A 26,924-nucleotide genomic window follows, 5' to 3' on the forward strand; every position below is an offset into this window, starting at 1 on the left:
GGCTCAACCAGCCCCATCCGTTGGGACCTTTATACTTTCTCGAGGCCCCACAATCCCAGGGAGAGGCATCTTGGACATCATCGCAGCCGTATCCGCTCATGCGGCGACATCGGGAAGCAGCGTCGTCCATCGCTGGCGTGACGAGGAACTCACCTTCGCCGAACTGGAATCCGGCTCCACATCCTTGGCTGGGGCGATCGCGGCCGCCTTCCCGGACGACTCCACCCCGGTAATCGTCCACGGCCACAAACACCCCCTGATGCTGGTGGCCTTCCTCGCCTGCGTGAAGTCCGGGCATCCGTACGTTCCCGTCGACAGCTCCACCCCGGCCTCCCGGCTGCGCGCGATCATGGAGAGTTCGGGCGCCCGGCTGCTGCTGGCCGTTGACCCGGTCGAGGTGCCCGGAATCGAGGTGTGGGGTCGTGAACGCCTCGCGACGGCGGAATCCGGCGAGGTGGACCTCGAAGCGGTAGGCGACGACGAGCCGTACTACGTCATCTACACCTCCGGCAGCACCGGGCGACCCAAGGGGGTCCAGATCAGCCGCGCATCGGTGGCGGCCTTCGTCGACTGGGCGCTGACGCTGATCGGTCCCGCCCCGGACGGCGGCCACGTGCTGCTGAACCAGGCGCCTTTCTCCTTCGACCTGTCCGTCTACGAACTGATGATGTCGCAGGCCTCGGGGGCGAAAATGGTCAGCATTGACCGCGACCACATAGCCCGGTTCAAGGACCTGTACGAGGAGGTGGGCCGCTCCGGCGCGACGGTTTGGGTCTCCACCCCGTCGTTCGCGGACCTGTGTCTGGCCTCCAAGGCCTTCGACGCCACCCTGCTGCCGAGGCTTCGCACCTTCCTGTTCTGCGGTGAGGCCCTGAGCAATGAGACGGCCCGCGAGTTGCGTCGTCGCTTCCCGGATGCGCGTGTCATCAACACCTACGGTCCCACCGAGTCGACGGTTGCCGTCACGTCGGTGGTGTGCGACGACGATCTGCTCGACGCCTGCCCCGTGCTGCCGGTCGGAACCCCGAAACCCGGCACCACGATCCAGATCCGGCGCCCCGACGACACCTTGGCGGACGAGGGAGAGACCGGGGAGATCGTGATCGCGGGCGACACCGTCAGCCTCGGCTACCTCGGCCAGCCCGAACTGACCGCCGAGCAGTTCACCGTCGTGAACGGTCAGCGCGCCTACCGCACCGGGGACGCCGGCTTCCTGCGCGACGGGATGCTGCACTTCGCGGGTCGCATCGATTTCCAGGTGAAGCTGCACGGCTACCGCATCGAGATCGAGGACATCGAGACGAACCTGCGGAGCCTGCCGGACGTGCAGCACGCGGTGGTGCTGCCCGTGACCAAGGAGGATGGCGGTCCGATCAGCCACCTGCACGCCTTCGTGCAGCTCCCGGAGGTCCCCGAAAGCCCGCTGCGCACGACGGTGGCGCTGCGCAAGCAGTTGAAGGGCCTGTTGCCGGACTACATGATCCCCAAGTCCTTCAGCTATGTCGAGGCGATCCCGCTGACCGCCAACGGCAAGGCCGACCGGACGGCGTTGCGGGCCGCCCTGTGATCGCGGCCTTTGGTGAGCTCACCTTCTTTGTGGCGCTCGCGGCGCTGGCCCTGCCTGCCGTCGTCCTCGGACTGACAGGGCGCAACCTGAAGTATTACGGGCTGTTCGCGACCGTCGCGATGCTGGGAATCACCCTGGCCGGCAGTCTGAAGCAGCTGGCCCTGCTGGGGGCCTTTCTGGTGGGCGAGACGGTCCTGATGAAGCTGCACCTGTGGTTCATCACGACACACGGCAACAAGAACGCCTGGGAACGCCGAGCCGCCGTGGTCCTGGCCCTGCTGCCGCTGATCCTGGTGAAGGTCACGGGCCTGTTCCACTTCCCCAGCCTCGGGTTCATCGGGGTGTCCTACCTGACCTTCCGCGCGGTGCAGGTGATCGTCGAGATCTCCGACAAACTCATCAAGAGCCAGTCGGTGCTGGACCACCTGTACTTCGTGGCGTTCTTCCCGACGGTCTCGTCGGGGCCTATCGACCGGTCGCGCCGGTTCCTGCAGGACGCGGAGCGGCGGTTCAAGCCTGGGGAATACCTGGCGATCCTCGGCCGCGGGCTGTGGTTGATCGTGCTGGGTGCCTTCTACAAATTTGCCCTGGCCACGCTGTTCGCGGGCTGGCTGCGTGACCTGCCGGATTCGCGGTGGGGCACCGTGCGCTACATGTACTACTACGGGTTCAACCTGTTCTTCGACTTCGCCGGCTATTCGTTGATGGCGGTCGGGGCTTCGTACCTGTTCGGGATCCGCACCCCCCAGAACTTCAGGCTGCCGTTCCTGTCCGAGTCGATCAAGGACTTCTGGAACCGCTGGCACATCACCCTGTCGTTCTGGCTGCGCGACTACGTCTACACCCGCCTGCTGATGGCTTTCATGCGCCGCAAGGTGTTCAAGGACAAGGTGCGGGCCTCGCACGTCGCGCTGCTGGTGAACATGACCCTGATGGGCATCTGGCACGGCAGCGAGTGGTTCTACATCGTCTACGGTGTCTACCACGGGGTGCTGCTGGTGCTCAACGACATCTACGAACGCAAATCCGGGTTCTACAAGAAGCATCACAAGAAGCTCTGGTACCGGCTGCTGGGGATAGCGGCCACGTTCCACCTGGCGATGTTCGGTTTCCTGCTGTTCTCGGGGCATTTCGCCCACTGAGCGACCACGACGACAATGAAAGGCATGAGCATGACGGAAGTTGAAGAGAAGGTCTCCGCCCTGATCGTCCAGGTCTGCGACACTGATGAAGTGCTGTCGGATCCGGACCTCGACCTGTTCGAGGCCGGCCTGATCGATTCAATGGGCTTCGTCGAACTGCTGTTCGGCCTGGAGCAGGAGTTCGGCATCCAGGTGCCACCCACCGAGATCGAGCGCGACGACGTCTCGACGGTCACCAAGATCTTGGCGTTCGTCAACGAGAAACTGTGAAACGCCGTACCGCTACCCAGCTGCTCGGAGTCTCGCTCGGTGGCACGTTGTTCGCGGGGTTCTTCTTCACCCCGGCATTACCGGCTTTCTTCGGCACTGAGGTGTTCGCCAACGGGCAGTCGAGCCTGTCGAAACGCGACCTGTTCTACGCGACCACGTTGAACCGGCTGCGTGACCCCACGGCCTACTCCCGTGCGGTGGCAGGTGCCCCGGAAGGCAACCGCAATCTGCTGCTGTTCGGTTCGTCCGAGCTGAGTTCACCGGCCCCGCAGAACCCCGCCCGGTTCTTTCCGCAGCATGTCAGCGACTTCGACCTGTTCGTCTCGGGACGCGGCTACACCCAGTCGCTTCACCAAGCAATCGTGCTGTCCGCGACCGCCTCCGAGACGCCGCTGAAAAAAGTCGCTCTGATCGTTTCGCCCCAGTGGTTCACCAACGAGGGCGAGCTGCCGGGGGCATTCCAGGACGTGTTCTCCGCGGAGAGCTACAACCGGCTGCTGGGCGATTCCCGGCTGAGTGAGGATCTTCGGCAGCGCATCGCGAATCGCGTCGCCGCGCTACGCCAAACCTCCACGCATCCCGCTGCCCGGCTTGACCGGGTGGAGCTGGCTGTCAGCGGCCGCGTGGAACTGGCGAAGTCGGCCGTCGACGGTGCGCGCTACACCGCGCCGTACTTCATCGCGGATGGAGCAACACCTGTATCCGGGATCGACTGGGAAGCACAGTTCGCCGCGGCCGAGCGGGAGGGAGATGCGGCCTCCAGCAATGACCTCAACATTGAGGACAACTACTACACGACCTATGTCAAACCGGCCCTGGAGAAGTCCAAGGGGTCGATGGCCGAGTTGGACTACGCAGCTGATTCCCCGGAGTACGGAGACCTGGAGCTGTTCCTGGAGGTGGCGAAGGCCCACGGCATCGAGGTGCTACTGATCAGCGCCCCGGTGCACGGAACGTGGTACGACTACACCGGATACCCGGCGGGACGGCGAGCCATGTACTACGAACGGATCCGGCAGGTGGCCGCCCAACACGGTGCCAAGCTGGCAGATTTCTCGGGTCACGAATACGACCCGTATTTCCTTTACGACGTGATGCATCTGGGATGGAAGGGGTGGCTGCATGTCAACCGGGCCTGCATCGATTTCGCGCTTTCTTGACCACCTCCAAGGACTGGGCGAGCAACCCACTGTGAATCCGGTGCGTGTCAAAGACGGAAACCTGCCGCCGTTCGACGTGCCGGAGCCGAGATTCGGCACCTGGTTGTGGACGCTACTGGCCTTCCTCATGTTCTTGGCGATCCTGCTGGTGCTGCTGTTCGGCCCGCCACTCAGCGGCGGCTTCATCTACGAGCAGTTCTGAGAGACACCGGGACGGCGGTCTTCCCGAAGGGGAAGTCAACTCAGACACCTTCCTGAAACCCGGTTGAAACCAGGCCGTGAGCCCTTGGCCGAGCAGGCCGGCCCAACCAGCTGGCCCACCGATCGGCTCAGCCGCCCTGGAGAAGAGCCCGGTAGGTCTCGACCAGGGGTTCGACGCCTTCCTCCCACGTGGGCAGCGGGATCAGGTGCTCCCGGTACGACAACGCCATCGGGCGGTCCAGACGGGCCAGGAATCCCCGCAGCTGGTCCTTCGGGGAGGAGAGTATCAGCTCCCCGGCGAGAGGCCCCAGGCGGCGACGCACCTCGGGAACGTCGGAGGCCAGGACCGGAACTCCCGCAGCGAGAGCCTCGAACAGCTTGTTGGGCGAACCCCATGCATAGGACTGTGACAGAGTCTCGATCAACGCGAGCGACATGTCAGCACCCGCCACCACCGAGACCACCTCATCGGGTGGCACCGGATCCATGCGGTGAATGAACGGCGACCGCGCCGCAGCCTCATCAACCAGGGACTGCATGTCCCCCGCCCCGACGAACAAGACGTGATGCCTGGCCCCTGCCGCGAACTCCTCAAGAATGAGCGGGATGTTCCGCCCCTCGGTCAGGTGACCGGTGTGCACGAACAACACCTCGTCGTCACACAACCCCAGTTCGCCCCGCAGGTCACGGGCGGGGCGTCCACGAGTCACCTTTGCCGGATAGTTGACCACCACCAGCGGCCGCGCGATCCGGTAGTGGCCGGCGTACCAGTCAGCGATCTCGTCGTTGACGGCGGTCACCACCTGGCAACGACGGATGAAACGGGCCTCCACCTGCTCGGCGAGGGTCTTCTTCACCCCGGTCATGGTGGGGGTGCGGGTCTCGAGTTCGTGGGGGTTGTAGACCAGCGGGACCTTCGCCCGTTTTGCGAGCGCCCACGCCAGGGGCAGCGCCCAGACGGCGTGCGCACTGACTACGGCGATGTCGGCGTCGCGGTAGCCCCGGTAGACCTCCTGGAACCAGCCCCCGACCTTCTGGAACCGGCTCACGAGGGTGTCGTGTTTCGGGGTGGGGGAACCGACCCGGTCGATCACGATGCCGGGTTCTACCGGTTGCAGACCGGAACGTTCGTCCACCTGCAAGCCCACCAGCCGGACCTGAACGCCGAGGTCCGCTGCCACCAGGCTGCGCGCCATCCGCATCAACCTGGACTCGTTGTCCATGGGCGACTGGTAGAGATGCAGGGCGAGACTCACTTCGGATACCAACCTCTCTTGCGGAGCACGTTGACGCCGTTTCGCAGGAATTGCACGAAACCGTAGGAATTCTTGTAGTCACGGAACGACTTCACGGGCGCGGCCATCAAGTCGTCGAACTCGCGATCCGTGAAGTTCAGTTTCTTGCAGAAGAACTCCCGGTCGCGGCGGATCAGGTCCTCGGTGTAGTCGTTGTGCTCGATCTCCTCGAGAGCCTGTTCGCGGGTGAGCTGGCCGGAGTTGATCAGGTCCGACAGGTGCCCGCGGCGCTTGTCGATGTTGAACTTCACGGGGAGTATGTAGCCTTGAAAGAAGCGGGTGAAGATCGACTCGAAGTGCTTGCCCGGGTAGGGACGCCAGTCCAGCTGCTCCTGCATCTGTTTGACCGCGGCGGCCTTGTTGTACTCGAAGTAGTTGAGGATGCTGACGATCCGCACGCGCGCCACCGTGTTGGTGTAGCCCAGCTCCGTGAACCCGAAATGCGGGTAGGTGGTGAGTTTCTCGCGCCCGAACTTGTCGTGGACGGCCTTGATGTAGCGCCAGTCGGAGTGCCCGTAGGACCACGACGGGACGCTGATCGCCTCGGTGCGGAAGTTCATGCCGGAGATGATGTATTTGACGCCGTACTTGCGCGCGAACTTCCACATGCACGCCTGGATGGCGTGGTCGGCGGGCACGTCCGCGTCGGGGGTGGAGGCCAGCAGGAAGGCGCGCTGGAGGTCGTAGAACTGGCGCAGGTCAAGAACCTCGGTCACCAGGTCGAGGTCAAGGGCCTTGACCGTCTTCTCGACGTTGCTGACGGCCAGTTCCGTGTTCCAGCCGTTGTCAACGTGGAACGCGAGGGGTCGCAGCCCCAGCTCCTTGACCTTGACCGCAACCGACGTGGAATCGACGCCGCCGGACAGGCCGATCAGGCAGTCGTAGCGCTTCTTCGCGCCGGCCTCCTTGATCTCCTTGACGATGGCGGACAGTTTCGCCTCGCCGTCGGCTCCCGTGAAGACCCTGCTGGGAAGCAGCTCCTCGTAGCGGCGGCAGTGGTTGCAGACCCCGTCGACCAACTCCAGGGCCGGGTCGTCGACGCTGCGCATGATGCAGTGGCTGCACTCCAGAACGGTCATCCTCAGCTCCTGTCAGTCGTTGATCTGCGGCAGGACGGCATCCAGCTCCTGCTCCGTCGGATAGGTGATCAGAACCGCCCGGTGCGGGCCGTAGAAGGTGAACATCGACCCGGCAGCAACGGCGGCGGCCCCCGCCTCCAGGGCAGCGGCGAAGTGCTCGACCCTGCCGGCCCCGCCGTGCGCGATCACCGGAACCGGCACCGCGTCCGCGACGCAGCGCACCAAGTCAAGGTTGTAGCCGCCCATCTCACCTTCGCGGGTCATGTCCGTGACGATCAGCTCGCCCGCCCCCAGTTCACAGGCCTGCCGGGCCCATTCGGCGGGTTCGAGGTCGAGGGGCCGTCCCCCGCCGCCCGGGAAGGGACGGAACCGCTGCTGGTCGTCGACACCGACGTCGATGGCACCGACCACGGCCTGCCTGCCGTAGTTCTGTGCGGCCGTCGCCACGGTGTCCTGCGCGTCGAGCAGACCGGAACCGAAGATGACCTTCTCGACCCCCGCGGAGAGGATGTCGCGCACCTGGGAGTAGGTCTTGATGCCGCCGCCGTAGGCGAGGGGCATGAAGGCCTCGGTGGCGATGTCCTCGATCTGGGCGGGAGTCACCACCGGTTTTCCACGCCGGGCGGAGATGTCGACGACCACCAACTCGTCGATGCCCTTGTCGTTGAAGATCTTGACCGTGTTGATCGGATCGCCGATGTAGGTCGTCTTCCCGTATCCCCGGGTCTTCACGACGAAGCCGTCCAGCAGCTGCATCGTGGCTATCACTCGTGCTCTCATGCTCGCCATCCTGCGAATTCAGTCAGCACCGCCATGCCGAAACGGTGGGACTTCTCGGGGTGGAACTGCATGCCCACCACGGAGTCCCGGCCCACGACCGCGCTGAAGCCCACCCCGTAGGTCGCGCGGGCCCAGGTGATCCCGCCTTCGTCCAAGGGCGCGAAGTAGGAGTGGGCGAAGTAGAAGCGTCCTGGATCGGGAAGGGCGAAACCGCCGTTCTCGACGGAATGGACATCCCTCCAACCCATGTGCGGGATGCGCCGATTGGTCACGTGATCCGCGAACGCCTCGCAATGCCCTGGTATCAGACCCAAGCCGGGGAGTTCGCCCTCGGAACTGCCCTCCAGCAGCATCTGCATCCCGAGGCAGATTCCCAGGAGGGGTTTTCCGGCGGCCGCGTGATCCAGGACCGCGTCGGCCATCCCGGATTCCCGCAAACCGGCGATTCCCGCGTCGTAGGAGCCGACCCCGGGAAGGATCAGGTGGTGCTGAGCCGCCACCTCCTCGGGGGTGGAGACCAACACCGGGACGGCGTTGATGTAACGCAACATGTTCATCACGGACCCTAGGTTTCCCACACCGTGATTGACCACACCGATGGCAGCGGCCTGCGTCATGTACTGAAGCCTTTCCAGACCGGCGGACGCCCGGTCCTCCGTAAATCTACCATTGTGAAGCGACGACCTAGCCCGTCATCGCGGGGTTCAGAACCGCCCGCCCAGCACGTCCAGGAACTGCCTGGCCAGCACGGGCATCGCGTGGTGTTCACGCACCCAGGCCACGGACAGCTCCCCCAGCCTGGCCCTCTCCTCCGCGGGCAGGGAGACGGCCTCCCTGATGGCGCGGGCGATGTCGGCGGGGTCCTCACCACGGGCGCGGATGGTGGAGCCCGCGTAGACCATGGGTGAGTGCTCGGACGCGAAGGCGTTGATGATCGGGACCCCGGTGGCCATGTAGTCGAAGATCTTGTTGGCCGAGACCCCGAAGGTGTACAAGGGGCTGGTTTTCGACCCGATGTAGAGGGCATCGCACAGCTTCAACGCCTCGTGCACCTGCGACTTGGGAATGCTGCCCGCGAAGATCACGTGCGCCCCGGAGTCCCTGGCCTGCTTCTCCAGGTCGGTCCGGTACAGGCCGTCGCCGAGCAGCAGCGCGGTGACGGGTTCGTCGCGGATCAGGGCCATCGCGGAGACGAAATCGTCCATGGCGTTGGCGTTGGTCATGCCTCCCGCGTAGCCAATGACGGCGCGCCCGCGCTCGTGGAGGTCCTCGACCTGCGAGGCGAACGCCTCGGGCGCCGGCTCGTGGGGGGCGTCGCTCTCGATGCCGTTGGGAATCGGGATCACGGGGGTGACGATCCCCAGCGACCGGACGTGGGGTTCCGCGTTCGGCAGGATGGACACGACGGCGTCGCTGTTGCGGTAGGCCGATTTCTCCGCCTGCGCCATCGCCCACATGAGGGGGTGCTTCGGCGAGTGCCCGCCCAGCTCGATGGGGGTCAGGGGCCACAGGTCGTGGATCTCGTGGACCAGCAGCGCCCCCGACGCCTTGGCGACCCGCTGCGCCAGGTAGGTGTCGAAGGGATAGGTGGAGGACGCGATGACGGCGTCCGGCCGGACCTCGCGGGCGATCCGCCTGGCGGCCAGCCAACCACGGCCGACGAAGTCCGCCATGCTGAGCACCCGCCCGATGCCGTTGCCGTCGTAGGCGCGGTTGCGGATGAAACGGAACTCGACGCCATCTATCTCCACGGGTTCGAGTGGCTTCGCGTCGGGAAAGTTCTTCTTCCTCAGGTGGGAGTGGGTGCCCGCCAGCAGGACGGTCTCGGCGCCCATCCCCGCCCATTCGGTCGCCATCGCGTGGGGACGGTATTCCATCCCGAGGGTCGGCGATCCGGCGTAGTGGTCTATGTAGAGGATTCGCATGTCAGGACCTGGGCCGCTCCAGGTTGATTCCGTCGAGACCGGAGTGGGCCTGTTCCTCGGCCATCCGGGCCGCCTCCTTGGCGTTGCGCTGATGGGTCAGCCTGCTCAACGACTCCGGATCGGAGCCGTCGACGGTTTCCAGCAGCTCCGGGTCCAGCGCGGGAACGTTCACGCGGCTGATCATCTCGTGCGTGGTGGGGGTGCGGTCTTCGTCGTCACTGAACAACACCTCGTGCATCTTCTCGTTGGGGCGCAGCCCGGTGAAGATGATCCGGATGTCCTTGCCGGAGCGTTTGATGAGGTCCTTGGCGACGTCCAGGATCCGCACTGGTTCACCCATGTCGAGGACCAGGACGTCGGCGGGCCGCCCGATGGCACCGGCCTGGATGGTCAGCTCGCAGGCCTCGGGAATGGTCATGAAGTAGCGCGTGATCTCGGGATGGGTGACCGTGACGGGACCGCCCTGCTCGATCTGGCGGGTGAAGGTGTGCAGCATCGACCCGCGCGACCCGAGAACGTTGCCGAACCGCACGGACAGCCAGGTGCGACCGGTCTTGCCGGCGTAGAAGGCGGTCAGTTCCTCCGCGAGGCGTTTGGTCTTGCCGAGCACCGAGGTGGCGTCGGCGGCCTTGTCTGTGGAGATGTTGACCAGACGCTGGACCCCGTACTTCTCGGATGCGCGCAGCACGTTGAGGGTGCCGATGGTGTTGGTCTTCCAGCCTTCGAGGGGATACTGCTCGAGCATCGGCAGGTGCTTCAGCGCGGCGGCGTGGAACACCACGTCGGGACGGTGGTCGGCGAAGACCTTGTCGAGGGCTTCGACGTCACGGATGTCGCACAACACCATGTTGGGGGTGTCCAGGAGGCCCTGGTTGTAGATGGACAACTGGGTTCCGTGCAGGCCGGACTCGTCGCGGTCCAGCATGACCAGTTCCTTCGGCCCGAACCGGTGGAGCTGGCGGGCCAGCTCGGAGCCGATGGAGCCGCCGGCCCCGGTGACGAGCACCACCTTGCCGGACAGGTAGTCGGCGATCTCCCCGAGGTTCGTCTTGATCTGGGCGCGCCCCAGCAGGTCGGTGACGTTGAGCTGGTGCAGGTCCCCCAAGCCGACGCGGCCCGAGACGAGGTCCTTCGTGGAGGGCATCACCAGCGTCTCCAGGCCCGCCTCGTCGGCCAGCTCGGAGATCTCGCGCATGAACGTGCGGTCGGCGGTGGGGATGGCGACGATGATCTTGTTGATGCCGTGGGCCCGGGCGATGGAGACCATGTCCCCGCGCTTCCCGAGGACTTTGGCTCCCTGGACGTGGAGGTTGCTCTTGGCCGGGTCGTCGTCGATGTAACCGACGACCTCATAGGGCGCGTCGGGGTCGTAGGCGAGCAGCCGCCCGAGCTGCTGGCCTGCGTTGCCCGCACCGTAGACGAGGACCGGTTCCCCGCCCTCGTGGTGCTGGGTGGAGCGGCTGACGGTGCGGAACAGGAAACGGCCCGCCGCCATCAGCACCAGCGCCGCCAGCGGCACGGTGAAGGTCACCACCCGCGGGTAGCCGGGGGTCGCGAAGAAGACCGAGAAGATCCCGAGCACCAAACCGATCCCGAGGGTGATGAGCGCCAGCAGCGCCGACTCCTCGAACGAAGCGATGCCGTGACGGCCACGGTAGAGCTTGGTGATCAGGCCGATGGCGATCTGCAGGATGACCGCGGCGACGACGTACTGGATGACGAACTGGGTTTCCGGCCGGGCCAGCGTGAGGGTGTACCTGGCGAAGACCAGCGCCATGGCGGCGACACTCCAGCTCGCTCCGTCCCACAGGGCCAGTCCTGCACGGAGGAGCCCGGTTCGGGTGGTCATGGTTCGCAAAACTCCTCCTGACGGGCGGTGAACGTGGCTGAGTCTAGCGCCGCTCCCCCTCGCTCCTCCCAGCCGAGGGAGGGTTGGTTTGATAACAATCCTGCAAACCGACTCGCCCATTTGCTGGACGCGCTCCACTTCCACATCTTTCTCGTACTAAGTTGAAGCGTTCATCGTGAAGGTTCCGCGACCCTTCGGGTGTACCACCCAGCCGTGGAACCGAGTAAAACCCTCGGAGCGGAATCAATGGAAAAGCGTGCGCCCAGGCAGGAGAGCTTCAACTCCCGCAACTACTTCATCCTGGCGGCCATCGGGTCGGCCGTCGGGTTGGGCAACATCTGGCGCTTCCCGTACGTCGCGTTCAAGAACGGTGGCGGGGCATTCATCCTTCCCTACCTGATCGCGCTGCTGGCGGTGGGCATTCCGCTGCTGTTCTTCGACTACGCCCTCGGGCACCGCTACCGCGGTTCGGCCCCGCTGTCGCTGCGACGGATGGGACGCTGGACGGAGAGCCTCGGCTGGTGGCAGGTGATGGTCTGCTTCGTGATCGGCATCTACTACGCGGCGATCATCGGCTGGGCCGGGATGTACACCCTCTTCAGCATCAACCAGGCCTGGGGATCCGACCCGAAGACCTTCCTGATGCGGGATTTCCTGCACGTCGCGGACACCCCGGGGGTCGGCCTCGACTTCGTGCCGTCGCTGTTCATCCCGATCCTGGTGGTGTGGGCGGTCACCCTGATCACCGTCGCGCTGGGCGTCAACAAGGGCCTGGCGATGGTGAACAAGATCTTCATGCCGCTGCTGGTGGTGATGTTCCTGGTCCTGGTGGTGCAGTCGCTGTTCCTGCCCGGAGCGGGCACGGGCCTGGACGCCCTGTTCACCCCCAAGTGGGGCGCGCTCGGCGACCCCGCGGTGTGGGCGGCGGCCTTCGGGCAGATCTTCTACTCGCTGTCGGTCGGGTTCGGCATCATGCTGACCTACTCCTCCTACCTGAAGCGCCGCACCGACCTGACCGGCTCCGGGCTGGTCGTCGGTTTCGCCAACTCCGGTTTCGAACTGCTGGCCGGCATCGGGGTCTTCGCGGCCCTCGGATTCATGGCGAACCAGGCAGGGCTCGGGGTTTCCGACGTCGCCGGCCAGGGCCTCACGCTGGCTTTCGTGGCCTTCCCGACGATCATCTCCCAGGCCCCCCTCGGGTCGCTGATGGGTGTGTTGTTCTTCGCCTCCCTGACGGTGGCGGGGCTGACGTCGCTGCTGAGCATCGTCGAGGTGGTCGTCTCCGCGGTGCGCGACAAGCTGGGCATCCCCAAGGTGCAGGCCACCCTCGTGATCGGCATCCCGATGACCATCCTGTCCATCTTCCTGCTGTCCACCACCACGGGGCTGTACTTCCTCGACATCACCGACGAGTTCGTCAACAAGTACGGCATCCTCGGCGGGGCCCTGGCGTGCATCATCGCGACGGTGTGGTTCGTCCGCAAACTCCCGGTGCTGCGCGACCACCTCAACCGTTTCTCCAGTTTCAAGGTGGGCCGGGGCTGGATGGCGCTGGTCGGTGTTGCCTCGCCGCTGGTGCTTGGCTACATGCTGATCAACGACTTCATCGGCAAGCTCGGCAAACCCTACGAGAACTACCCGCAGCATCTGCTGGTGATCTTCGGCTGGGGCATGTCCGCGGCGCTGATCATCATCGCGGTGGTTTTGACGCTGCTTCCGTGGCGGCGCAGCATCCGCACTGATTTCGACGAGCAGAACAACGAACACGAGGTTTCCGAAGAGGTGTCCGCATGAGTGCAGCAGCCATCGTCATGATGATCGTCGCCATCCTCACCCTGTGGGGTGGGCTGGCCGCGGCGACCGTGAGCCTGTTCCGCCGACCGGACCTGTCCGCCCTTGACGACGAGGTACCCCAGGAGGCGTGAACCTTGGCCTGTCGTGAACCTCACGTACACTTTGGGCCATGAAGACGCGCGCGCCCAGAAGCAAGGGCAAATCCGTAGCGATGTTCTTGGCCGTCAGCGTACTGTGCGGGCTTCTGCTATCGGGTTTGGCGGTGCCGTTCGTCGCTCTCGCGAGCGGTTTCACCAAAGCCGCCTCCGACAACATGCAGTACCTGCCGGCGGAGTTCGAGACCCCGCCACAGTCGGAGAAGTCCAAGATCCTGATGGCTGACGGATCGGAGCTGGCCACCTTCTTCGAGGAGAACCGCACCTACGTCGCACTCGAGCAGATCTCCCCGCTGATGCAGAAGGCGCAGATCGCCATCGAGGATCACCGCTTCTACGAGCACGGCGCCATCGACATCCAGGGCCTGGGGCGCGCCGTCATCCGCACCCTCAGCGGCTCCACCCAGGGCGCCTCCACCCTCACCCAGCAGTACGTGAAGCAGGTGCAGATCGAGGCGGCCAAGGACCGCGGCGACGAGGAGGGCGTGCAGGCCGCGCAGGCCGTCAGCATCGACCGCAAGATCCGGGAGATGCGCTACGCCATGGCGGTCGAGGAACGTTTCAGCAAGAACGAGATCCTGGAGCGCTACCTGAACATCGCCTACTACGGCGACGGCGCCTACGGGGTCGAGGCGGCCGCGCACCACTACTGGAACACCACCGCCAAGGATCTGACCCTCGCCCAGGCCGCGATGCTGGCGGGCATCGTCCAGAACCCCGTCGCCTTCAACCCGGTGAAGAACCCCGAGAAGGCCATCGAGCGCCGCAACCAGGTGTTGAAGCGGATGGCCTCCTCCGAGGTGGGGGCCATCACCAAGGAGGAGGCGGATGCCGCCATGCAGGAGGGCTTCGACAAATCCAACCTGCAGACCACCCCGAACGGCTGTACCGCCTCCCAGTTCCCGATCCTCTGCGACTACGTGGTGCGCACCCTGACCTCCGATCAGATGCCCTCGCTGGGATCAACCGCCGAGGAGCGGACGAACCGGCTCAAGCGCGGCGGCCTGACCATCAAGACCCTCATCGACCCGGAGGCCCAGCAGGCAGCGGAGGCAGCCGTCTCCCAGACCGTCGGCGCCAAGGACCCGGTCTGGGGCGGGTCCGTGCTGATCCAGCCGAGCACCGGCCTGATCACCGCCATGGCCCAGAGCCGCACCAAGCTGGGCAGCGGTGAGGGCGAGACTTGGCAGAACGTCAACGTGTCCACCCAGTACGGCGGCATCGAGGGCTTCCAGCCCGGGTCGACCTTCAAACCCTTCGTGATAGGCGCCGCCCTGGAGCAGGGCGTGCCGACCAGCACCACTTTCGACGCCCCGCAAACCATGCAGTTCAAGGGGCAGAAGTTCAAGAACTGCGAGGGCACGTTCACCTTCCAGGGCAGCTGGGAACCCAAGAACTACGACAAGGCCTACGGCGTCATCGACATGCTGAAGGCCGCCCAGAACTCGGTGAACACCTACTTCATCCAGCTGGAGGCCAAGGTCGGGATCTGCGCATCCATCGACATGGCCCAGAAACTCGGCGTGAAACTCGCCGACGGCACCGACATGCGCAGCATGGCGAACTACCCGTCGTGGGTGCTCGGCACCGCGTACGTGACGCCGCTGTCCATGGCCGAGGCCTACGCCACGTTCGCGAACCGGGGGGTGCACTGCAACCCGATCATTCTGCAGAGCGTGCAGGCCAAGGACGGCACCGAGATCGAGATCCCGTCGGCCGATTGCAAGAAGGTGATCGAACCCGAGGTGGCCGACGGCGTCAACCACGTGCTGTCGACGGTCATGACCCAGGGCACGGGCACCAGGGCGCGCATGTCGGACGGCAGACCCCAGGCGGGCAAGACCGGAACCACCGATGACGCCATGTCCGTGTGGTTCGCCGGATACACCCCCGACATGGCGGGTGTCTCCTACATCGCCGTCGACAACATCAACCCGTACTACCAGAACCACAGGAAGTCGATCGACGGGATGCGGCTGTCCACGGGCACCGTCCTGGAGGGTTCGGGTGGCAAGGATGCGGGCGGCATCTGGCGGGCCGCGATGTCGGCGGCGCTCAAGAACGTCCCCCACACCAGCTTCGAGGCCCCGAACCAGCGGGTGCTTGAGGGCGAGAAGGTCCCGATCCCGAGTGTCGCGGGCATGAGCTACGAGCAGGCGAAGCAGACCCTTGAGGATGCCGGGTTCACCACGGCCAAGATGGAGGTCTTCAGCCCCCAGCCGGCCGGAACCTATCTGGGCAAGATCAGCCCCTCGGGCAGCGCCGCGAAGTTCTCGACCATCCGGATGCAGTTCTCCAAGGGACCCCAGCCGACCACCGCTCCGACGGTGGGCGCGCCCCCGGTCCCATCACCCGGGCAACCGATGCCCACCACGGTCCCGACCGGTGAACGGTGACAACGCCGTTCAGGGTGGCGAAGGGGCTCGCCACGGTTGCGGCGGGCTGCTTCGCCTGGGGTCTGGTGGAGGCCACCCGTTTCCGGGTGCGTCACGTGACGGTTCCGGTACTGCCCCCGGGTGGCTCTGAGCTGCGGATACTGCATCTCAGCGACATCCACCTGCTGCCCGGCCAGCAGCTGAAACTGAATTTCCTGCGGTCGCTGGCGGAGTTGGAACCCGACCTGGTGATCAACACCGGCGACAACATCGCCAGTGACACCGCGACTTGGCCGTTGATGTCGGCGCTGGGACGGCTGCAGGAGGTGCCGGGCGGGTTCGTCTTCGGTTCCAACGACTACCACAAACCGGAGTTCAAGAACCCGCTGTGCTACGTCATCCAAGGGCGCTCCGAGCTCTCCGGGACCCCGGAGCGGCTGGCCACCGAACAGCTGCGGGCGGCCCTGACCCGCAGCGGCGCCTGGCGTGACCTGAACGACCGCCGCGCCATCGTCGAGGCTGGCGGGTACCGCATTGAGCTGCGCGGCACCGACGACGCCCACCACGACCTGGACCACTACCCCGCCGTGGTCGGTCCCCCCTCCGACGGCGTGGATCTCAGCCTGGGTGTCACCCACGCCCCGTACCGCCGCATCCTGGACGCCATGACCGCCGACGGGGTGGAGTTGATCCTCGCGGGTCACACCCACGGCGGTCAGGTGTGCGTTCCCGGCCACGGTGCGCTGACCACCAACTGCGACCTCCCGACGGACCGCGTCAAGGGCCTGTCGGAGCACCGGCTTGAGGGGCACCACGCCTGGTTGCACGTCTCGGCCGGGATCGGCACCTCGCCGTTCGCCCCGTACCGTTTCGCCTGCCCCCCTGAGGTCACGGTCCTGACCCTGGTGGCACGCTGACCCCTCAAGCTGGTTGAACCCAGCTTCGGGCCGGCTCACCCGTAGATGAACGACCCTTGGGGTGTGAAGAAGGTCGAGAGGATCATGTCGGGGCCGCCGACTATTTCGGCGACGGTGTGGTTGGGCAGCCGCCAGGCGACGGTGGGGTCCTCGCTCGGGTCGGTGTAGAACGGTTTGCCCCACGCCTGCGTCCCGGTGGTCTCGTAGGAGACGAACAGCTCGTTCAGCTGCGCGGCATCCTCCGCGGATTCGCCCGGGGGTTTGATGAGCGGGAAGGACATGTTGTGGATTCCCCCCGACCTGCCCCCGAACAGCACCATCCGCCGCGGCCCGCTGGTGAAGTCCACCACGAACTCCCAGGGCCTGTCGGTCGGGGACCATCCGAAACCGATGGCCGTCCCCCGGAAGGCGTCGAGGGTGAGCGGCCAGGGCAGCCTGGCGAGCCGATCGGCCCACGCGATGAAGTCTTCGGCACTCAGCGGGTTCATGATCCCTCCTCGGATCAAACGGCCATCGCTCCTGCCCCCTGCACCAGCCTATCCTGACCTCCCGGCCTTCTACTCTTGAGTCATGAGCAGGCAAGCTGGTCTTCTGAATCAGGATCTACTCATCCTGCAGCAGTTCCGTAGCGGTTTCTCCCCCGAGTTCGACATCCTCGACGACCAGGGACGGGTCGTCGGCATGGTGGCTGGCACGGAGGGCGGCGCCCGCCGGTTCTTCCTGGGACCCCGCGAGTTCGACGTGCTGGATGCCGACGGCAGCCGGTTGGCGCACCTCAGCGACGTTCGTGACTTCTGGCGGGACACCTACGAGATCGTGCGGGGTGACGGTTCCATGCTGGCGACCGTCGCCAGGAAGGTGGCGTTCTTCTCCCGCAGGTTCTCCATCGCCCTCAGCACCGGGGAGGAGTTCATGGTGGAGGGAAATTTCTTCGACCGCGAGTTCAATGTGGTCAACGCGAACGGCGGAGGGGCCGTCGCGCAGGTCAGCAGGGAGCGGGCGGGCTTCGCCAAGGCGTTTCTCGGCCACGACCGGTACGCCCTGTACTACCCGCCCGGCACATCCCCGGACCGGCGGCTGGCAATTCTGGGCAGCATGATTTCCCTGGACCTGATGCGAGCCAAGGACGCCCGCTCCGCGGCCAACAACGGCGCGTGAACGCCCCTCTCCTCCGAAGCCGGCTCAACCAACCGTTCTTCCCCGGCCTCACCATTTCTCAATTGACGACATTGATTGAGCGTTATTGACCGGTAGGCGACATACTGGGTTCGTGAGCGCTCCCCCCGACATCTGTCCCTGCGACACCGGTCGCCCCTACGAGACGTGCTGTGGTCCCCTTCACGAGGGCCGTCGGCCCGCGGCCACCGCGGTCGCCCTGATGCGCTCGCGGTACAGCGCCTACGCGCTGGGGCTCAGGGATTACCTGTTGGAGACCTGGCATCCCAACACCCGTCCCGAGTCGATCGATCCCGAGCCCGGACTTCGCTGGACCGGCCTGACCATCGAACACAGCGGGGCGGGCAAGGCCTGGGACGAGGAGGGAATGGTCGCGTTCTCGGCCACGTGGGAGGAGGGCGACCAGACCGGCACCATGCGGGAGGTCAGTTCCTTCCTCCGGGTGGACGGCCGCTGGTTCTACGTCAACGGCATCCCCCACGCCGCAGGCCACCACACCCCTGAGGAGCACGAGAAGACGTGACGAAACGGGCTGGCCCCACCGGCTCCCACGCGAGGCGGGTGCTGACCGTCTCGGTGGCGCAGGCGCTCAATGCGTTCGGCAGCGGCATCGCCCCCATAGCGGTGGCCTTCGCGCTGCTGGGTGACCGCGACGGGGTGGCGAAGTTCTCGGCAGTTCTGGCGGTGGGGGCGCTGGCCCCGGTGGTGATGACCCTCGCGGGGGGTGTGCTGGCGGACCGGGGACGCAGCCCGATCCGCACCACCCAGGTGCTGCGGTGCCTGGCGGGTGTGGTGCAGGTCCTGCTCTGGGTGGGTCTGCTGCACGCCAGGTCGAGCATCGTCGTGATCGGCGGTTTGTTGTTCCTGGGGGAGGCGTTGTCCTCCCTGACCCTTCCGTCGTCGCGGCGGATGATTGCCGAGGTCGTCGAGGGCGAGGAGCTGACCAGGGCCGTCGCGACCCAGGCGACGCTGGTAAATCTGGCGGGGATCGCTTCGCCGGCCGTCGCCGGTGTCCTGATCAGCGTGGTATCCGCCGAGGTGGCCGTTCTGGTCGACGCGGCGACCTTCCTGCTATCCGCGGCGCTCCTGCAGGCGGTCGGGAAAGGTGTCGGTTCCACCGGCGGCGGGGGCGAACCGGATGCCGGGGTTTCTGCCGGAGGGTTTCGCGCACTCCTGCGGGGCTCGCCGTGGCTGGTGGCCTGCGCCGTCTGTGGTTTCCTCGCGGCCGGCGCGTGGCTCTCCGGTTATCAGCTGCTCGGGCCCGTGCTGGCCGCCCGCAGCTACGGCGGCGCCGCAGGCTGGGCGATGTTCTCCACCGCCTATGTCGCGGGCCTGCTGGTGGGTGGTGTCGTGACCCGCTGGGTTCCCGATTCGAAGCCGCTGCTGGTCTCCTCCGTCTGTTCCGCGGCGGCCGCCGTCGCTTTTCTCCCGCCGGGTCTCGGCCTGCCCGGTGCGGTGGTGGTCGCCGGGTTCTTCCTGGCGGCCGTCGCGTTGGGGATGGCAATGAACCTCTGGTTCGTCGGGTGCGTGAAGGCGCTGCCGAAACGCTTCCTGGGTCGCGCCATGGCGGTTTCCAGTTCGAGCGAACTGGCGGGCGGGTTCGTCCTCATCTGGGCCTGCGGGTTGCTTCTTCCGCACGTCTCCCCCACTCTGCTGGCCCTCGCGTGCGCCGGGGTGCTGCTGCTGTCGGGAATAGCGCAGGTGTGGGCGCTGTCGGTCTGGCCGCCCACCCCGACGGCCCGGACGACAGCTGAGGGGGACCCGCCCCAAGCCGGTTGAGCCGACCCGCGAGCGCCAGCGAGCAGGTCGCATCGAAACCATCCCACCCCAAAGCTGGTTGAGCCGACCCGCGAGCGTCAGCGAGCAGGTCGTGTCGAAACCAAGCCGTGGGCGTCCGGGAACCTGTGGCCGGATCTGCCTACCGGGTGCCAGAAGTGGTTTCGACACGGGCCGCTCGTTCCTCGCTGCCCGGCTCAACCAGCTTTGGGTGTGGGGCCGCTCGTTCCTCGCTGCCCGGCTCGACCGGATTCAGGTGGTCCAGGAGCCGACGTGGATTTCCCGGGCCCAGGCGGCCACGGCCGGCACCGGGTGGGAGCGGGCGGTTCGCAGCCGGGCGCGCCAGGCGTCGTCCCAGCCCACCTCGTCGCCCGCGTGTCCCAGCAGCGCCAGGGCAATCGCTCCGGTGACGGCGTCGCCGCGGGCCAGCAGTTCCTCCGTGGCGACGGCGAAATCACCGCACAGCCGCGCCTCGTGCAGCTCCTTGAGCGTCTGCCGGGTGAGTTCGAGGATCTCGCGGGCCCGCAGCGGATCGGCGACGACCTCGGCGAGTTCGGTCAGGTCGGTCAGCGGGTCGTTCCAGTCGGTGGCGGCCAGCAGCACCTGCCAGTGCTGCCAGGCCGTGTGCGGGAACGCCGCCAGGGCCGCGGCCAGTTCCTTCAACCGGGCGCGCCGCTCCATCCGGACCCGGGGGCTGTCCGGCAGGAGGGCGGCGACCACGTCCTCCAGCAGGCGCTGGTTGGGAAGTTCCTCCATGGAGTCGTCCGGCTCGTCCGCCGCTGCCGCGGCGATCCCGGCCACCGCCACCAGCAGCATGCCCCAGCGCAGCCCGGAACCCGCACCGCTCAGCGCCCGGACCGCGGCCTGCCGGACGGGAATTTCCTCCGAGGAGAGCAGTTCGACGATTCGCCCGGTGATCTTCGGGGTCCAGAAAACCCACTTGGGCAGCGCCTCCACCAGCTCCGGTTCCGGTGAGGTCTTCGCCAGGATCTCCCCGAACCGGGCCCGGTGCCTGGCCGACATCCGGCCCGGATCGATGCCCGCCAGGACCCGGGCGGCCTCGCGACCACCAGCCGCGGCCTCGGACAGCGCCTCCCACGCCCATTCGTCGTCGAGGAGTTCGATCAGCCCGGCGGTCGCCGCCAGTCGCACGTCACGGTGGACGGTGATGTCCATCGCCAGGTCCACCAGCATCTCGGCGGCCTCGGGGCGGTGCAGGCGCGCCACCTGCCGCACGGCCTGTTTGCGGACGTTCACCTTCCGCCACTGGTCGGTGGCGACGACCATCAGCGCCTTGGTGGTCTCGGCGGGCGGCAGTTCGTCGACGACGCGGGTGGCGGCCAGCATCGCGGCCGAGGCGAGGTCGGTGTCCAGCACGGTCAGAAAATCCGTCAGCGACCACTCCACCGCGGGTGAGCGGAACGCCGCCGTCAGTTGCGCCTCCCGGATCACGGTTTCCGTGCTGTCCGGTTCGAGCGCGTCGGGGGCGAGCCAGGGAAGCCGGCCCAGCACCTCCACTGCGGCCAGCCGCTGCCACCGGTCCTGGGTTTCGTCGTCGACGAACCTGGCCAGGGCCTGGGAGTAGGGGCGGCTCTGCTCGGGCAACCACCCGTCGAAGGGCCCGGGGGCGACCCCGATGTAGGGGGTTTCGTCGTGCAGGCGCCCGGAGATCGGGATCTTTCGGTACAAAATGGTTGCCAGATCGGGCCGGTGACGGCAGATGTCCGCTTGAACGTGTCCGAGGGTCGCGAACGAGGGATCGAGTTTCAGCAGCCCCGCCAGCCGTTCGCCGCGGGTCCGCACGGGCGCCAGCCACACCAGGATCGCGCGGTCGATGGTGCGTGGGTCGTGGGATCTGATGGCCCGGCGCAGGATGCCGGTGATCTCCGGCAGGTCGTGGCGGTCGCGGCCCAGCAGCACGGCCAGGCAGTTCACCTGGTCGTACTCGCCCCGGTCGGCCTCGGACCTGAGGGTCTGCGAGAACCCCGCAGCCAAGGTTTTCGCGGCGGCGGCCGGGATGGGCAGGAGCAGTTTCCCGCCCACGCCCAGGACCCGGCCGGCGGCCAGGACCGCCGGGGCGGCGCAGGAACCGGGCAGCCGGGTCAGCAGCTCCACCTGTTCCTGGACCGGCTCACCCTGCTGGGCCCGGTGGACCAGCAGCCGCCAGAGCGCGCCTTGGAGGTTCATGAAGGTGGCGGAGGAGGTGTCGCGGGCGTCGGTCAGTATGCCCGCCAGTTTCTTCAGGCGTTCGATGGGGATCAGGTCGAGGGTCCGGCCGCTGGCCACCGCGAGAGCCGAGGTCGCCGCGTTCCGCACCGGGTCCTGTTCACCTGCCAGGGCCTCGATGCGGGCGAACGCGACCACCACCTCCCGCGGGTCGCGGCTGCGCAACGCGGATGCGAGGATCGCACGCCAGGCGGCCCCGCGTTCGTCGGCGTCGCTGGAGTTCAGGCAGGGTTCGGCGACGGTGATGGCGTCGCCGAGGGCCAGGCAGGCGGCCAGCCTCAGTTGATCGCCCCGGCCCTGGTTGGCGGGCAGCGCCGCCATCCGGGCGGCCTCGGTCTCCCGCAGCTCCCGGGGCAGGGCGTCGAGCAGTTCCTCGCTCCATTCCCGGTCGCGCAGTTCGACACCCTCGTAGGCGTCGCTGAAGGCCAGGGCCCGTTCCCCGGGCGGCAGGCCCCGCAGGAGGGCGGCCACCCGGCGGTCGTCGTCGCGTTCGGCGCGCAGGATTAGGGCCCGTTGTTCCCGGTTCAACTCCCGGAAGTGCCGGCGCACCTGGTTGCGCAGCGCGTCCCCGTCCTGGGCCCAGTCGTCGGGGGTGGCCGCCAGGAGCCGGGCCATTTCCTCGGGGGCGGCGGCCAGCAGCGTCCCGGCGACGCCACGAAACAGCGGCGGCAGCCCCTGCGAGGCCTCCGAGCCGGCCAGCAGGAGCGCCAGCTCGCGGGGACGGTGGCGGGCCAGGTGACGGGCGGCGGGCGCGACCCACCACCAGATCGCGGAGCGACGATCCGCTGGGGCTCCTTCGAGACGACGGCGCAACTCGGCCAGCAGCGCATCGGGATGCCGGTTGGCCAGGGCGGCCAGGTTCGGCACCAGGTCGCCCAGTTCGGGCATGTGATCCGCGACGGCCTCGGAGTCGCAGGCGATCAGCAACCCGGCGCGTTCCCGGTCGGGGAGGGGCGCCGCCAGCAGCGCCGCCGCAAGTTCGTGATGGCCTTCGTCGATGATCCGGCGGCGAAGGCGTCGCCGCTCCCCGATCGGCCGGGCGGCGTAGTCGGCGGCGAAGACCTGCGGGTCCTTCACCCTGAGGGGAAGGCAGGCCGCGGCCCGGAACCGGACGCGCCGCGACGGGTGCTTCGCGAGCTCCCGCAGCCGGTCCTCGTCGCCCAGCGCCCTGGCGGCCTCCACCGCCAGCAGGGCGTGGTAGCTGGACTTCCCGGCCAAGGCGTTCAGCAGCACCGGCAGTCGCGGGTCGTCGGCGTGCGTGCGGACGAGCATCACGACGTGGTGCACCCGGCTGGAGTGCGACGTGACGGGTAGACCGCGATTCAGGGCCGGCAGCGAGGGCAAGGACACTGGCCAAGGTTACCGAACGTTGCCTTTCGGGCGCCTCGCGGGTGCTGCGCCGCGCACCATCGTCACCCCGGCACACCCCCGGATCATCCACCAGGGAGGAGGCAACCCGCTCGGCCCGGGGTTCCGCTTTCTCCTATCCGTATCCCGCGGCATTTCCTCCAGGCGGAGAGGTCAGTATCCGTTGACGGCGTTGAGTTCCGCCTGAAGCCTCATGATGGTCAGGGATCCCTCGTCCAGGACGCCGTCCTGGGTGACCCCGTAGCGGCCCTGCATGGCCTTGATGGTGGTGGGGCCGATGAGGCCGTCGGCGGTGACGCGGAGCATTCTCTGCAGATTGCTGATCACGCTCGAGCCCCGGGCACCGTCATCGGAGACCCATTCCCATCCGCCGGCCAGCCCGGGGTTGGACGCCGCCCACGAAGCGGGCTGGCTCAGCACCCAGCCGTCGACGTTGAGACGGTAGAGCTGCTGGAGCACCCTGGTGGTTTCGAACCCCCAGTAGCCGTCGGTCGCCAGCGGGGCGGCCTTCGCGGCGGGGGCATTAAACAGGTTCACCGCCCCCAGCAGCCCCACTGCGGGCACGCCCACGGCGGCGGTGGTCAGCAGACGCCTGCGCGAGAATCCGGGTTTTTCAATGGTCATTTCTTTTCGCCCTGCTTTCAATTCGGGTTTGGAACGCGCAGGCCCGGGGCGGAGATCATCGAGGAGACCGGACCGGCCAACCTCCCCCGGGCCTGCGCGAACCGCCTCATCCGACGTACTTGTTGATCTCGGTCTGGAGCGCGGAGATGGTCGGGGAGGGACCGTCCAGAACCCCGTCCGCGGTCAGACCGTAGTGGTTCTGCAAAGCACTGATGGTGTAGGGGCCGATCATGCCGTCGTCGTAGTCGTTGCCGTAGGAGACCCCCATTCCCAGCCACCACTGCATCATGCGAATGATGGGCGACCCGCCGTTGTACTCCGCCTCGTCATCGGAGACCCAGTCCCATCCGGATCCCAGACCGGGGTTCGCCGCCGCCTGGGAGGCCGGCTGGTAGACGATGTGGGTATTGGGCTTGAGGGAGTTGTGTGGGAACACGACGTAGCGGAGAAACTTCCAGAGCCCGCTCGTCGTCGCCTCTCCCCACCAGCCGTCAACGGCCACCGTCTGCGCCTTCGCGGCAGAAGCACCAAACAGGTTCACCGCCCCCAGCAGCCCCACCGCGGGCACGCCCACGGCGGCGGTGGTCAACAGACGCCTGCGCGAGAATCCGGATTTTTCAACGGTCATTGTTTCTGAATCCTTTCGCACGGTTTCGGATCACTCGGTCGTCCACGGCGACGAAGTGAGCCGGTCACGGTCAGAGGTAGCGGTTGAGTTCGTCCTGGAGCGCGGCGATGGTCGGGGAACCGTCGTCCAGGACGCCGTCGGTGACCTTGCCGTAGTGGGCTTGCAGGGCCCGGATGGTGGAGGGACCGATCAGCCCGTCGCGGCCGGCCCCCAGCCAGCGCTGCATCAAGGCGATGGTCGCCGAGCCGTTCGCCTGCTTGTCGGGCACCCATTCCCAGCCCGCTCCCAGGCCGGGATTCACCGCGGCCCACGAGGCGGCCTGGCTACGGATCCACCCGCCCTCGTTGAGCCTGGCGCCGGGGAACACGACCCGTCCGAGGAACTCCTCCAGGGCCAGCGAGGTTCCCGTTCCCCACACGCCGTCGATGCGCAGCCTGGCGGCCTTGGCGGCGGGGGCGCCGAACAGATTCACGGCGCTCAGCGCGCCCATGGCGGGCACGCCAACGGCGGCGACGGTCAGCAGGCGCCTGCGGGAAATTCCGGGGTTTTCGATAGTCATTTCGGTCCTTGTCTCTTGATCTTTTGTGGGTTCTGGGTGCACCCCACCGCCGGCGAGCAGAACGGATTCGAACCGGCGGTGGGGCACCAACGCAACGGGAACATCCAGCAATCCCGGGCGTCGGGTCTTCTGATGCGCAGGCCCTCGTTCGCAACGAGAACGGTTTGCTCACGCTCCGTGAACACCGGCCGTGGCAGATCCGGCCGGCTTCTACGTGATCGCCCGGGCATTTCAGTTTTGGATGTGCAACCGGGAGTCGGTCCGGGCCATCCATCCCGGACGTCAAGTCGTCGGGGAGGCACCGCGCGACTCACTGAATCGCGGCCCGGCAAGCCATGTTTGCTTTCGCAACTCCTTGTGTTCCACTGTAAGCCCCGAAGGGTTCACCCGCAACCCCCCACGCTGATCTTTCTCAGGTTTTCCTCAGATTCTTCTCAGAACCAGCCGTCCTGGACGCGCCCCTGCAGCGACCCGACGACCTGGGACGGCTCGACCAGCACGCCGCTGTCGTCGGACCATTTGAGGTAGTGCGCCAGTGCCCTGATGGTCTCCGGGCCGATCAGGCCGTCCGCAGCCACGCCGATCCTGCTCTGCATGGCGCTGATCACGGTCGAACCGGTCGCATCAGAGGCCGGGACCCATTCCCAGCCGCTCGTCAGGGCGGTGTTGGGTCCGGCCCACTCCTCGTTCTGACCCGAGACGACTCCATCCACGGGGGTGCCGAGCACCTCCTGGAGGCCCGCCGTCGTGCCGGAACCCCACAGGCCGTCGATCGGCACATAGGGGTTGGCCTTGGCGGCGGGGGCGCCGAACAGGTTCACGGCGCTCAGCGCACCCATGGCGGGCACACCAACGGCGGCGGTGCTCAGCAGTTTCCTGCGGGAGAATCCCGGTCGTTCGATGGTCATCATTTCTCCTCTTTAGTCATCGCGGTTCAGGAATTTCGTGTGCACAACACCGGGGAACACCAAGGGCTCATCACCCGGTATCGTCTCTCGTCACCCGAGGTAGTAGTTGATTTCATCAACAGGGCCTAGATCGTCCCCTTCTGAAGTCGCAGCTGCAGTTCATAGACGCCGTTGGAAGGCTCGTTGCCTCTCCTGTCCCTGCGAGGATTGTCGAAGAACCCGCTCACGGGCGCGCCGACCCACCGCTGCAGAAGCCGGATGGTGGACTGCCCGAGCAGCCCGTCAGAGTTCGCGCCGATCCTGCTCTGCAGTGCGGCGATCACGGTTGACCCCGTGGCCATTTCTCCGGGAACCCATTCCCAGCCGCTCGTCAGGGCGGGGTTGTACTTTCGCCACGATTCGTTCTGGCTTGAGACGATTCCGTCCACGGGGGTGCCGAGCACCTCCTGGAGAGCGGAGGTCGTAGCGGAGCCCCAGTAGCCGTCGACCTCCAGGTCGATTGCCTTCGCCGCTGGGGCGCCGAACAGGTTCACTGCGCTCAGCGCGCCCATGGCGGGCACACCAACGGCTGCGGTTCTCAGCAAATGCCGACGCGACATTCCGGGTTTTTCCATGGTCATTGTTTGATCCTTGTCTCTTGGATTTTGGGCGCACTTCACCAAAGGCGGGACGGATGTGACGCGATGGAAGAAGACTTTCCGAGAAACACTTCCCCAATCAGATGCGAAAATCGCGTCCCGGCCGCGGTTTCAACGGTTGAACGGCCCGGCTCAGAGCAAAACTGAAACCGAGGGTGCGATCACCCTGCGAGGAATCTGGGTTTGTGGGAAAACACCGATCTGCTCCTGTCGATCCGTTTCGAACGTCTTGCGCGTTCGCCGAGTCGGCAATGCCGGGCTTCCGGGGTGTCACCGACCCGACCGGTGCCCGCTGGTGGGCACGTGATCATCTGGACATTCAGTTTTGTCGCGGAAATACGAGCCAATTTGTTCGGCACGTCCGCACACGTCCCGGCAAACGATTTGCTTCCACAAGCTCCGGTGTCTCCACACTAAGAGGCGAGGGGGTCACCTTCAACCCCCTGTGCCGATTTTTCCCGGGTTTCCCCTGCCCGGTGGATGTTTGAGGCCCACCCCGCGGGGTTGAAAAA

25 protein-coding genes are annotated in these 26,924 nt (G+C 66.5%); 12 read left to right on the plus strand and 13 right to left on the minus strand.

Annotated features, from left to right (window positions below):
* Positions 1–70: 70 nt before the first annotated feature.
* From dltA to EL272_RS15370, 5 genes are read left to right on the plus strand one after another with little or no spacing between them, the layout of a single operon-like run.
* On the plus strand, positions 71–1,567 hold the full coding sequence (gene dltA / locus EL272_RS14590) for a D-alanine--poly(phosphoribitol) ligase subunit DltA (protein WP_014847973.1): 1,497 nt from the start codon (positions 71–73) through the stop codon (positions 1,565–1,567).
* Entirely contained in the window at positions 1,564–2,709 is a 1,146-nt protein-coding gene (gene dltB, locus EL272_RS14595) for a D-alanyl-lipoteichoic acid biosynthesis protein DltB (RefSeq protein WP_014847974.1), read from the plus strand. The genes dltA and dltB overlap by 4 nt, the downstream gene beginning before the upstream one ends.
* Positions 2,710–2,733: 24 nt before the next feature.
* Complete coding sequence (gene dltC, locus EL272_RS14600) at positions 2,734–2,979, plus strand: D-alanine--poly(phosphoribitol) ligase subunit DltC (RefSeq protein ID WP_197720275.1); 246 nt, start codon at positions 2,734–2,736, stop codon at positions 2,977–2,979.
* Positions 2,976–4,139: a D-alanyl-lipoteichoic acid biosynthesis protein DltD gene (dltD, locus tag EL272_RS14605; RefSeq protein ID WP_014847976.1), complete on the plus strand. Its 1,164-nt coding sequence runs from the start codon at positions 2,976–2,978 to the stop codon at positions 4,137–4,139. Before dltC ends, dltD begins: the two co-directional genes overlap by 4 nt.
* Positions 4,140–4,179: 40 nt before the next feature.
* Positions 4,180–4,341 carry a hypothetical protein gene (locus tag EL272_RS15370; RefSeq protein WP_157682489.1) on the plus strand — a complete coding sequence of 54 codons (162 nt, stop codon included), beginning with the start codon at positions 4,180–4,182 and terminating at the stop codon, positions 4,339–4,341.
* A 127-nt stretch (positions 4,342–4,468) separates the two neighbouring features.
* On the opposite strand, the gene EL272_RS14610 is transcribed toward EL272_RS15370, so the two are convergent.
* The 6 genes from EL272_RS14610 to EL272_RS14635 form a co-directional block, all read right to left on the minus strand.
* On the minus strand, positions 4,469–5,596 hold the full coding sequence (locus tag EL272_RS14610; RefSeq protein ID WP_061787494.1) for a glycosyltransferase: 1,128 nt from the start codon (positions 5,594–5,596) through the stop codon (positions 4,469–4,471).
* On the minus strand, positions 5,593–6,714 hold the full coding sequence (locus tag EL272_RS14615) for an N-acetyl sugar amidotransferase (protein ID WP_061787493.1): 1,122 nt from the start codon (positions 6,712–6,714) through the stop codon (positions 5,593–5,595). Before EL272_RS14615 ends, EL272_RS14610 begins: the two co-directional genes overlap by 4 nt.
* Positions 6,715–6,726: 12 nt before the next feature.
* Positions 6,727–7,494: a HisA/HisF-related TIM barrel protein gene (locus EL272_RS14620; protein ID WP_061787492.1), complete on the minus strand. Its 768-nt coding sequence runs from the start codon at positions 7,492–7,494 to the stop codon at positions 6,727–6,729.
* Positions 7,491–8,111 (minus strand): imidazole glycerol phosphate synthase subunit HisH, encoded by a 621-nt coding sequence (gene hisH / locus EL272_RS14625; RefSeq protein ID WP_061787491.1) that lies wholly within the window; start codon positions 8,109–8,111, stop codon positions 7,491–7,493. Before hisH ends, EL272_RS14620 begins: the two co-directional genes overlap by 4 nt.
* An 87-nt stretch (positions 8,112–8,198) precedes the next feature.
* The gene (locus EL272_RS14630) at positions 8,199–9,419 is read right to left on the minus strand and encodes a glycosyltransferase family 4 protein (RefSeq protein WP_014847982.1); all 1,221 of its coding nucleotides are present in this window, start codon (positions 9,417–9,419) and stop codon (positions 8,199–8,201) included.
* A gap of 1 nt (position 9,420) precedes the next feature.
* Positions 9,421–11,268 (minus strand): polysaccharide biosynthesis protein, encoded by a 1,848-nt coding sequence (locus tag EL272_RS14635; protein ID WP_041696870.1) that lies wholly within the window; start codon positions 11,266–11,268, stop codon positions 9,421–9,423.
* 246 nt (positions 11,269–11,514) lie between these two features.
* Here EL272_RS14635 and EL272_RS14640 point away from each other — a divergent pair, with 246 nt between their 5' ends.
* The 4 genes from EL272_RS14640 to EL272_RS14655 are packed head-to-tail and all read left to right on the plus strand — an operon-like array spanning position 11,515 to position 16,509.
* Positions 11,515–13,062, plus strand: coding sequence for a sodium-dependent transporter (locus tag EL272_RS14640; RefSeq protein ID WP_041696872.1), 1,548 nt, complete (start codon positions 11,515–11,517; stop codon positions 13,060–13,062).
* Positions 13,059–13,193 carry a methionine/alanine import family NSS transporter small subunit gene (locus EL272_RS14645; protein WP_014847985.1) on the plus strand — a complete coding sequence of 45 codons (135 nt, stop codon included), beginning with the start codon at positions 13,059–13,061 and terminating at the stop codon, positions 13,191–13,193. Before EL272_RS14640 ends, EL272_RS14645 begins: the two co-directional genes overlap by 4 nt.
* A gap of 38 nt (positions 13,194–13,231) precedes the next feature.
* Positions 13,232–15,613, plus strand: coding sequence for a transglycosylase domain-containing protein (locus tag EL272_RS14650; RefSeq protein WP_110644234.1), 2,382 nt, complete (start codon positions 13,232–13,234; stop codon positions 15,611–15,613).
* A complete protein-coding gene (locus EL272_RS14655) occupies positions 15,610–16,509 on the plus strand; it encodes a metallophosphoesterase (RefSeq protein ID WP_014847987.1) in 900 nt (299 codons plus the stop codon). Before EL272_RS14650 ends, EL272_RS14655 begins: the two co-directional genes overlap by 4 nt.
* 35 nt (positions 16,510–16,544) lie before the next feature.
* Here the strand turns inward: EL272_RS14655 and EL272_RS14660 are convergent, their stop codons facing one another.
* The gene (locus tag EL272_RS14660; RefSeq protein ID WP_014847988.1) at positions 16,545–16,997 is read right to left on the minus strand and encodes a DUF6301 family protein; all 453 of its coding nucleotides are present in this window, start codon (positions 16,995–16,997) and stop codon (positions 16,545–16,547) included.
* Positions 16,998–17,079: 82 nt separating this feature from the next.
* On the opposite strand from EL272_RS14660, the gene EL272_RS14665 reads away from it, so the two are divergent.
* The 3 genes from EL272_RS14665 to EL272_RS14675 all read left to right on the plus strand — a co-directional run bounded on the left by EL272_RS14665 (position 17,080) and on the right by EL272_RS14675 (position 19,464).
* Positions 17,080–17,667 (plus strand): LURP-one-related/scramblase family protein, encoded by a 588-nt coding sequence (locus EL272_RS14665; protein WP_061787490.1) that lies wholly within the window; start codon positions 17,080–17,082, stop codon positions 17,665–17,667.
* 112 nt (positions 17,668–17,779) lie between these two features.
* Entirely contained in the window at positions 17,780–18,208 is a 429-nt protein-coding gene (locus EL272_RS14670) for a YchJ family protein (RefSeq protein ID WP_244926093.1), read from the plus strand.
* Complete coding sequence (locus EL272_RS14675; RefSeq protein WP_061787488.1) at positions 18,205–19,464, plus strand: MFS transporter; 1,260 nt, start codon at positions 18,205–18,207, stop codon at positions 19,462–19,464. Before EL272_RS14670 ends, EL272_RS14675 begins: the two co-directional genes overlap by 4 nt.
* A 249-nt stretch (positions 19,465–19,713) precedes the next feature.
* Here the strand turns inward: EL272_RS14675 and EL272_RS14680 are convergent, their stop codons facing one another.
* The 6 genes from EL272_RS14680 to EL272_RS14705 all read right to left on the minus strand — a co-directional run bounded on the left by EL272_RS14680 (position 19,714) and on the right by EL272_RS14705 (position 26,394).
* Positions 19,714–23,037, minus strand: coding sequence for a hypothetical protein (locus EL272_RS14680; RefSeq protein WP_126409511.1), 3,324 nt, complete (start codon positions 23,035–23,037; stop codon positions 19,714–19,716).
* Positions 23,038–23,208: 171 nt separating this feature from the next.
* Positions 23,209–23,679, minus strand: coding sequence for a peptidoglycan-binding domain-containing protein (locus EL272_RS14685; protein WP_061787486.1), 471 nt, complete (start codon positions 23,677–23,679; stop codon positions 23,209–23,211).
* Between the two features lie 106 nt (positions 23,680–23,785).
* The gene (locus tag EL272_RS14690; protein ID WP_061787485.1) at positions 23,786–24,307 is read right to left on the minus strand and encodes a peptidoglycan-binding domain-containing protein; all 522 of its coding nucleotides are present in this window, start codon (positions 24,305–24,307) and stop codon (positions 23,786–23,788) included.
* Between the two features lie 70 nt (positions 24,308–24,377).
* Entirely contained in the window at positions 24,378–24,866 is a 489-nt protein-coding gene (locus EL272_RS14695; protein ID WP_041698003.1) for a hypothetical protein, read from the minus strand.
* A gap of 434 nt (positions 24,867–25,300) precedes the next feature.
* A complete protein-coding gene (locus tag EL272_RS14700; protein WP_014847995.1) occupies positions 25,301–25,774 on the minus strand; it encodes a hypothetical protein in 474 nt (157 codons plus the stop codon).
* Positions 25,775–25,899: 125 nt separating this feature from the next.
* Positions 25,900–26,394: a hypothetical protein gene (locus EL272_RS14705; RefSeq protein WP_014847996.1), complete on the minus strand. Its 495-nt coding sequence runs from the start codon at positions 26,392–26,394 to the stop codon at positions 25,900–25,902.
* Between the last annotated feature and the right edge of the window lie 530 nt (positions 26,395–26,924).

Source organism: Arachnia propionica, from assembly GCF_900637725.1.
Taxonomy (GTDB): domain Bacteria; phylum Actinomycetota; class Actinomycetes; order Propionibacteriales; family Propionibacteriaceae; genus Arachnia; species Arachnia propionica.

Bases quoted from the DNA above. Each gene is read 5' to 3' on its own strand.
- EL272_RS14695 (WP_041698003.1), bottom strand. From the start codon at position 24,866: ATGACTATCGAAAACCCCGGAATTTCCCGCAGGCGCCTGCTGACCGTC.
- EL272_RS14640 (WP_041696872.1), top strand. From the start codon at position 11,515: ATGGAAAAGCGTGCGCCCAGGCAGGAGAGCTTCAACTCCCGCAACTAC.
- EL272_RS14705 (WP_014847996.1), bottom strand. From the start codon at position 26,394: ATGACCATGGAAAAACCCGGAATGTCGCGTCGGCATTTGCTGAGAACC.
- EL272_RS14645 (WP_014847985.1), top strand. From the start codon at position 13,059: ATGAGTGCAGCAGCCATCGTCATGATGATCGTCGCCATCCTCACCCTG.
- EL272_RS14660 (WP_014847988.1), bottom strand. From the start codon at position 16,997: ATGAACCCGCTGAGTGCCGAAGACTTCATCGCGTGGGCCGATCGGCTC.
- EL272_RS14615 (WP_061787493.1), bottom strand. From the start codon at position 6,714: ATGACCGTTCTGGAGTGCAGCCACTGCATCATGCGCAGCGTCGACGAC.
- EL272_RS14685 (WP_061787486.1), bottom strand. From the start codon at position 23,679: ATGACCATTGAAAAACCCGGATTCTCGCGCAGGCGTCTGCTGACCACC.
- EL272_RS14635 (WP_041696870.1), bottom strand. From the start codon at position 11,268: ATGACCACCCGAACCGGGCTCCTCCGTGCAGGACTGGCCCTGTGGGAC.
- dltC (WP_197720275.1), top strand. From the start codon at position 2,734: ATGAGCATGACGGAAGTTGAAGAGAAGGTCTCCGCCCTGATCGTCCAG.
- EL272_RS14665 (WP_061787490.1), top strand. From the start codon at position 17,080: ATGAGCAGGCAAGCTGGTCTTCTGAATCAGGATCTACTCATCCTGCAG.
- EL272_RS14650 (WP_110644234.1), top strand. From the start codon at position 13,232: ATGAAGACGCGCGCGCCCAGAAGCAAGGGCAAATCCGTAGCGATGTTC.
- EL272_RS14700 (WP_014847995.1), bottom strand. From the start codon at position 25,774: ATGACCATCGAACGACCGGGATTCTCCCGCAGGAAACTGCTGAGCACC.
- EL272_RS14690 (WP_061787485.1), bottom strand. From the start codon at position 24,307: ATGACCGTTGAAAAATCCGGATTCTCGCGCAGGCGTCTGTTGACCACC.
- EL272_RS14630 (WP_014847982.1), bottom strand. From the start codon at position 9,419: ATGCGAATCCTCTACATAGACCACTACGCCGGATCGCCGACCCTCGGG.
- EL272_RS14620 (WP_061787492.1), bottom strand. From the start codon at position 7,494: ATGAGAGCACGAGTGATAGCCACGATGCAGCTGCTGGACGGCTTCGTC.
- hisH (WP_061787491.1), bottom strand. From the start codon at position 8,111: ATGACGCAGGCCGCTGCCATCGGTGTGGTCAATCACGGTGTGGGAAAC.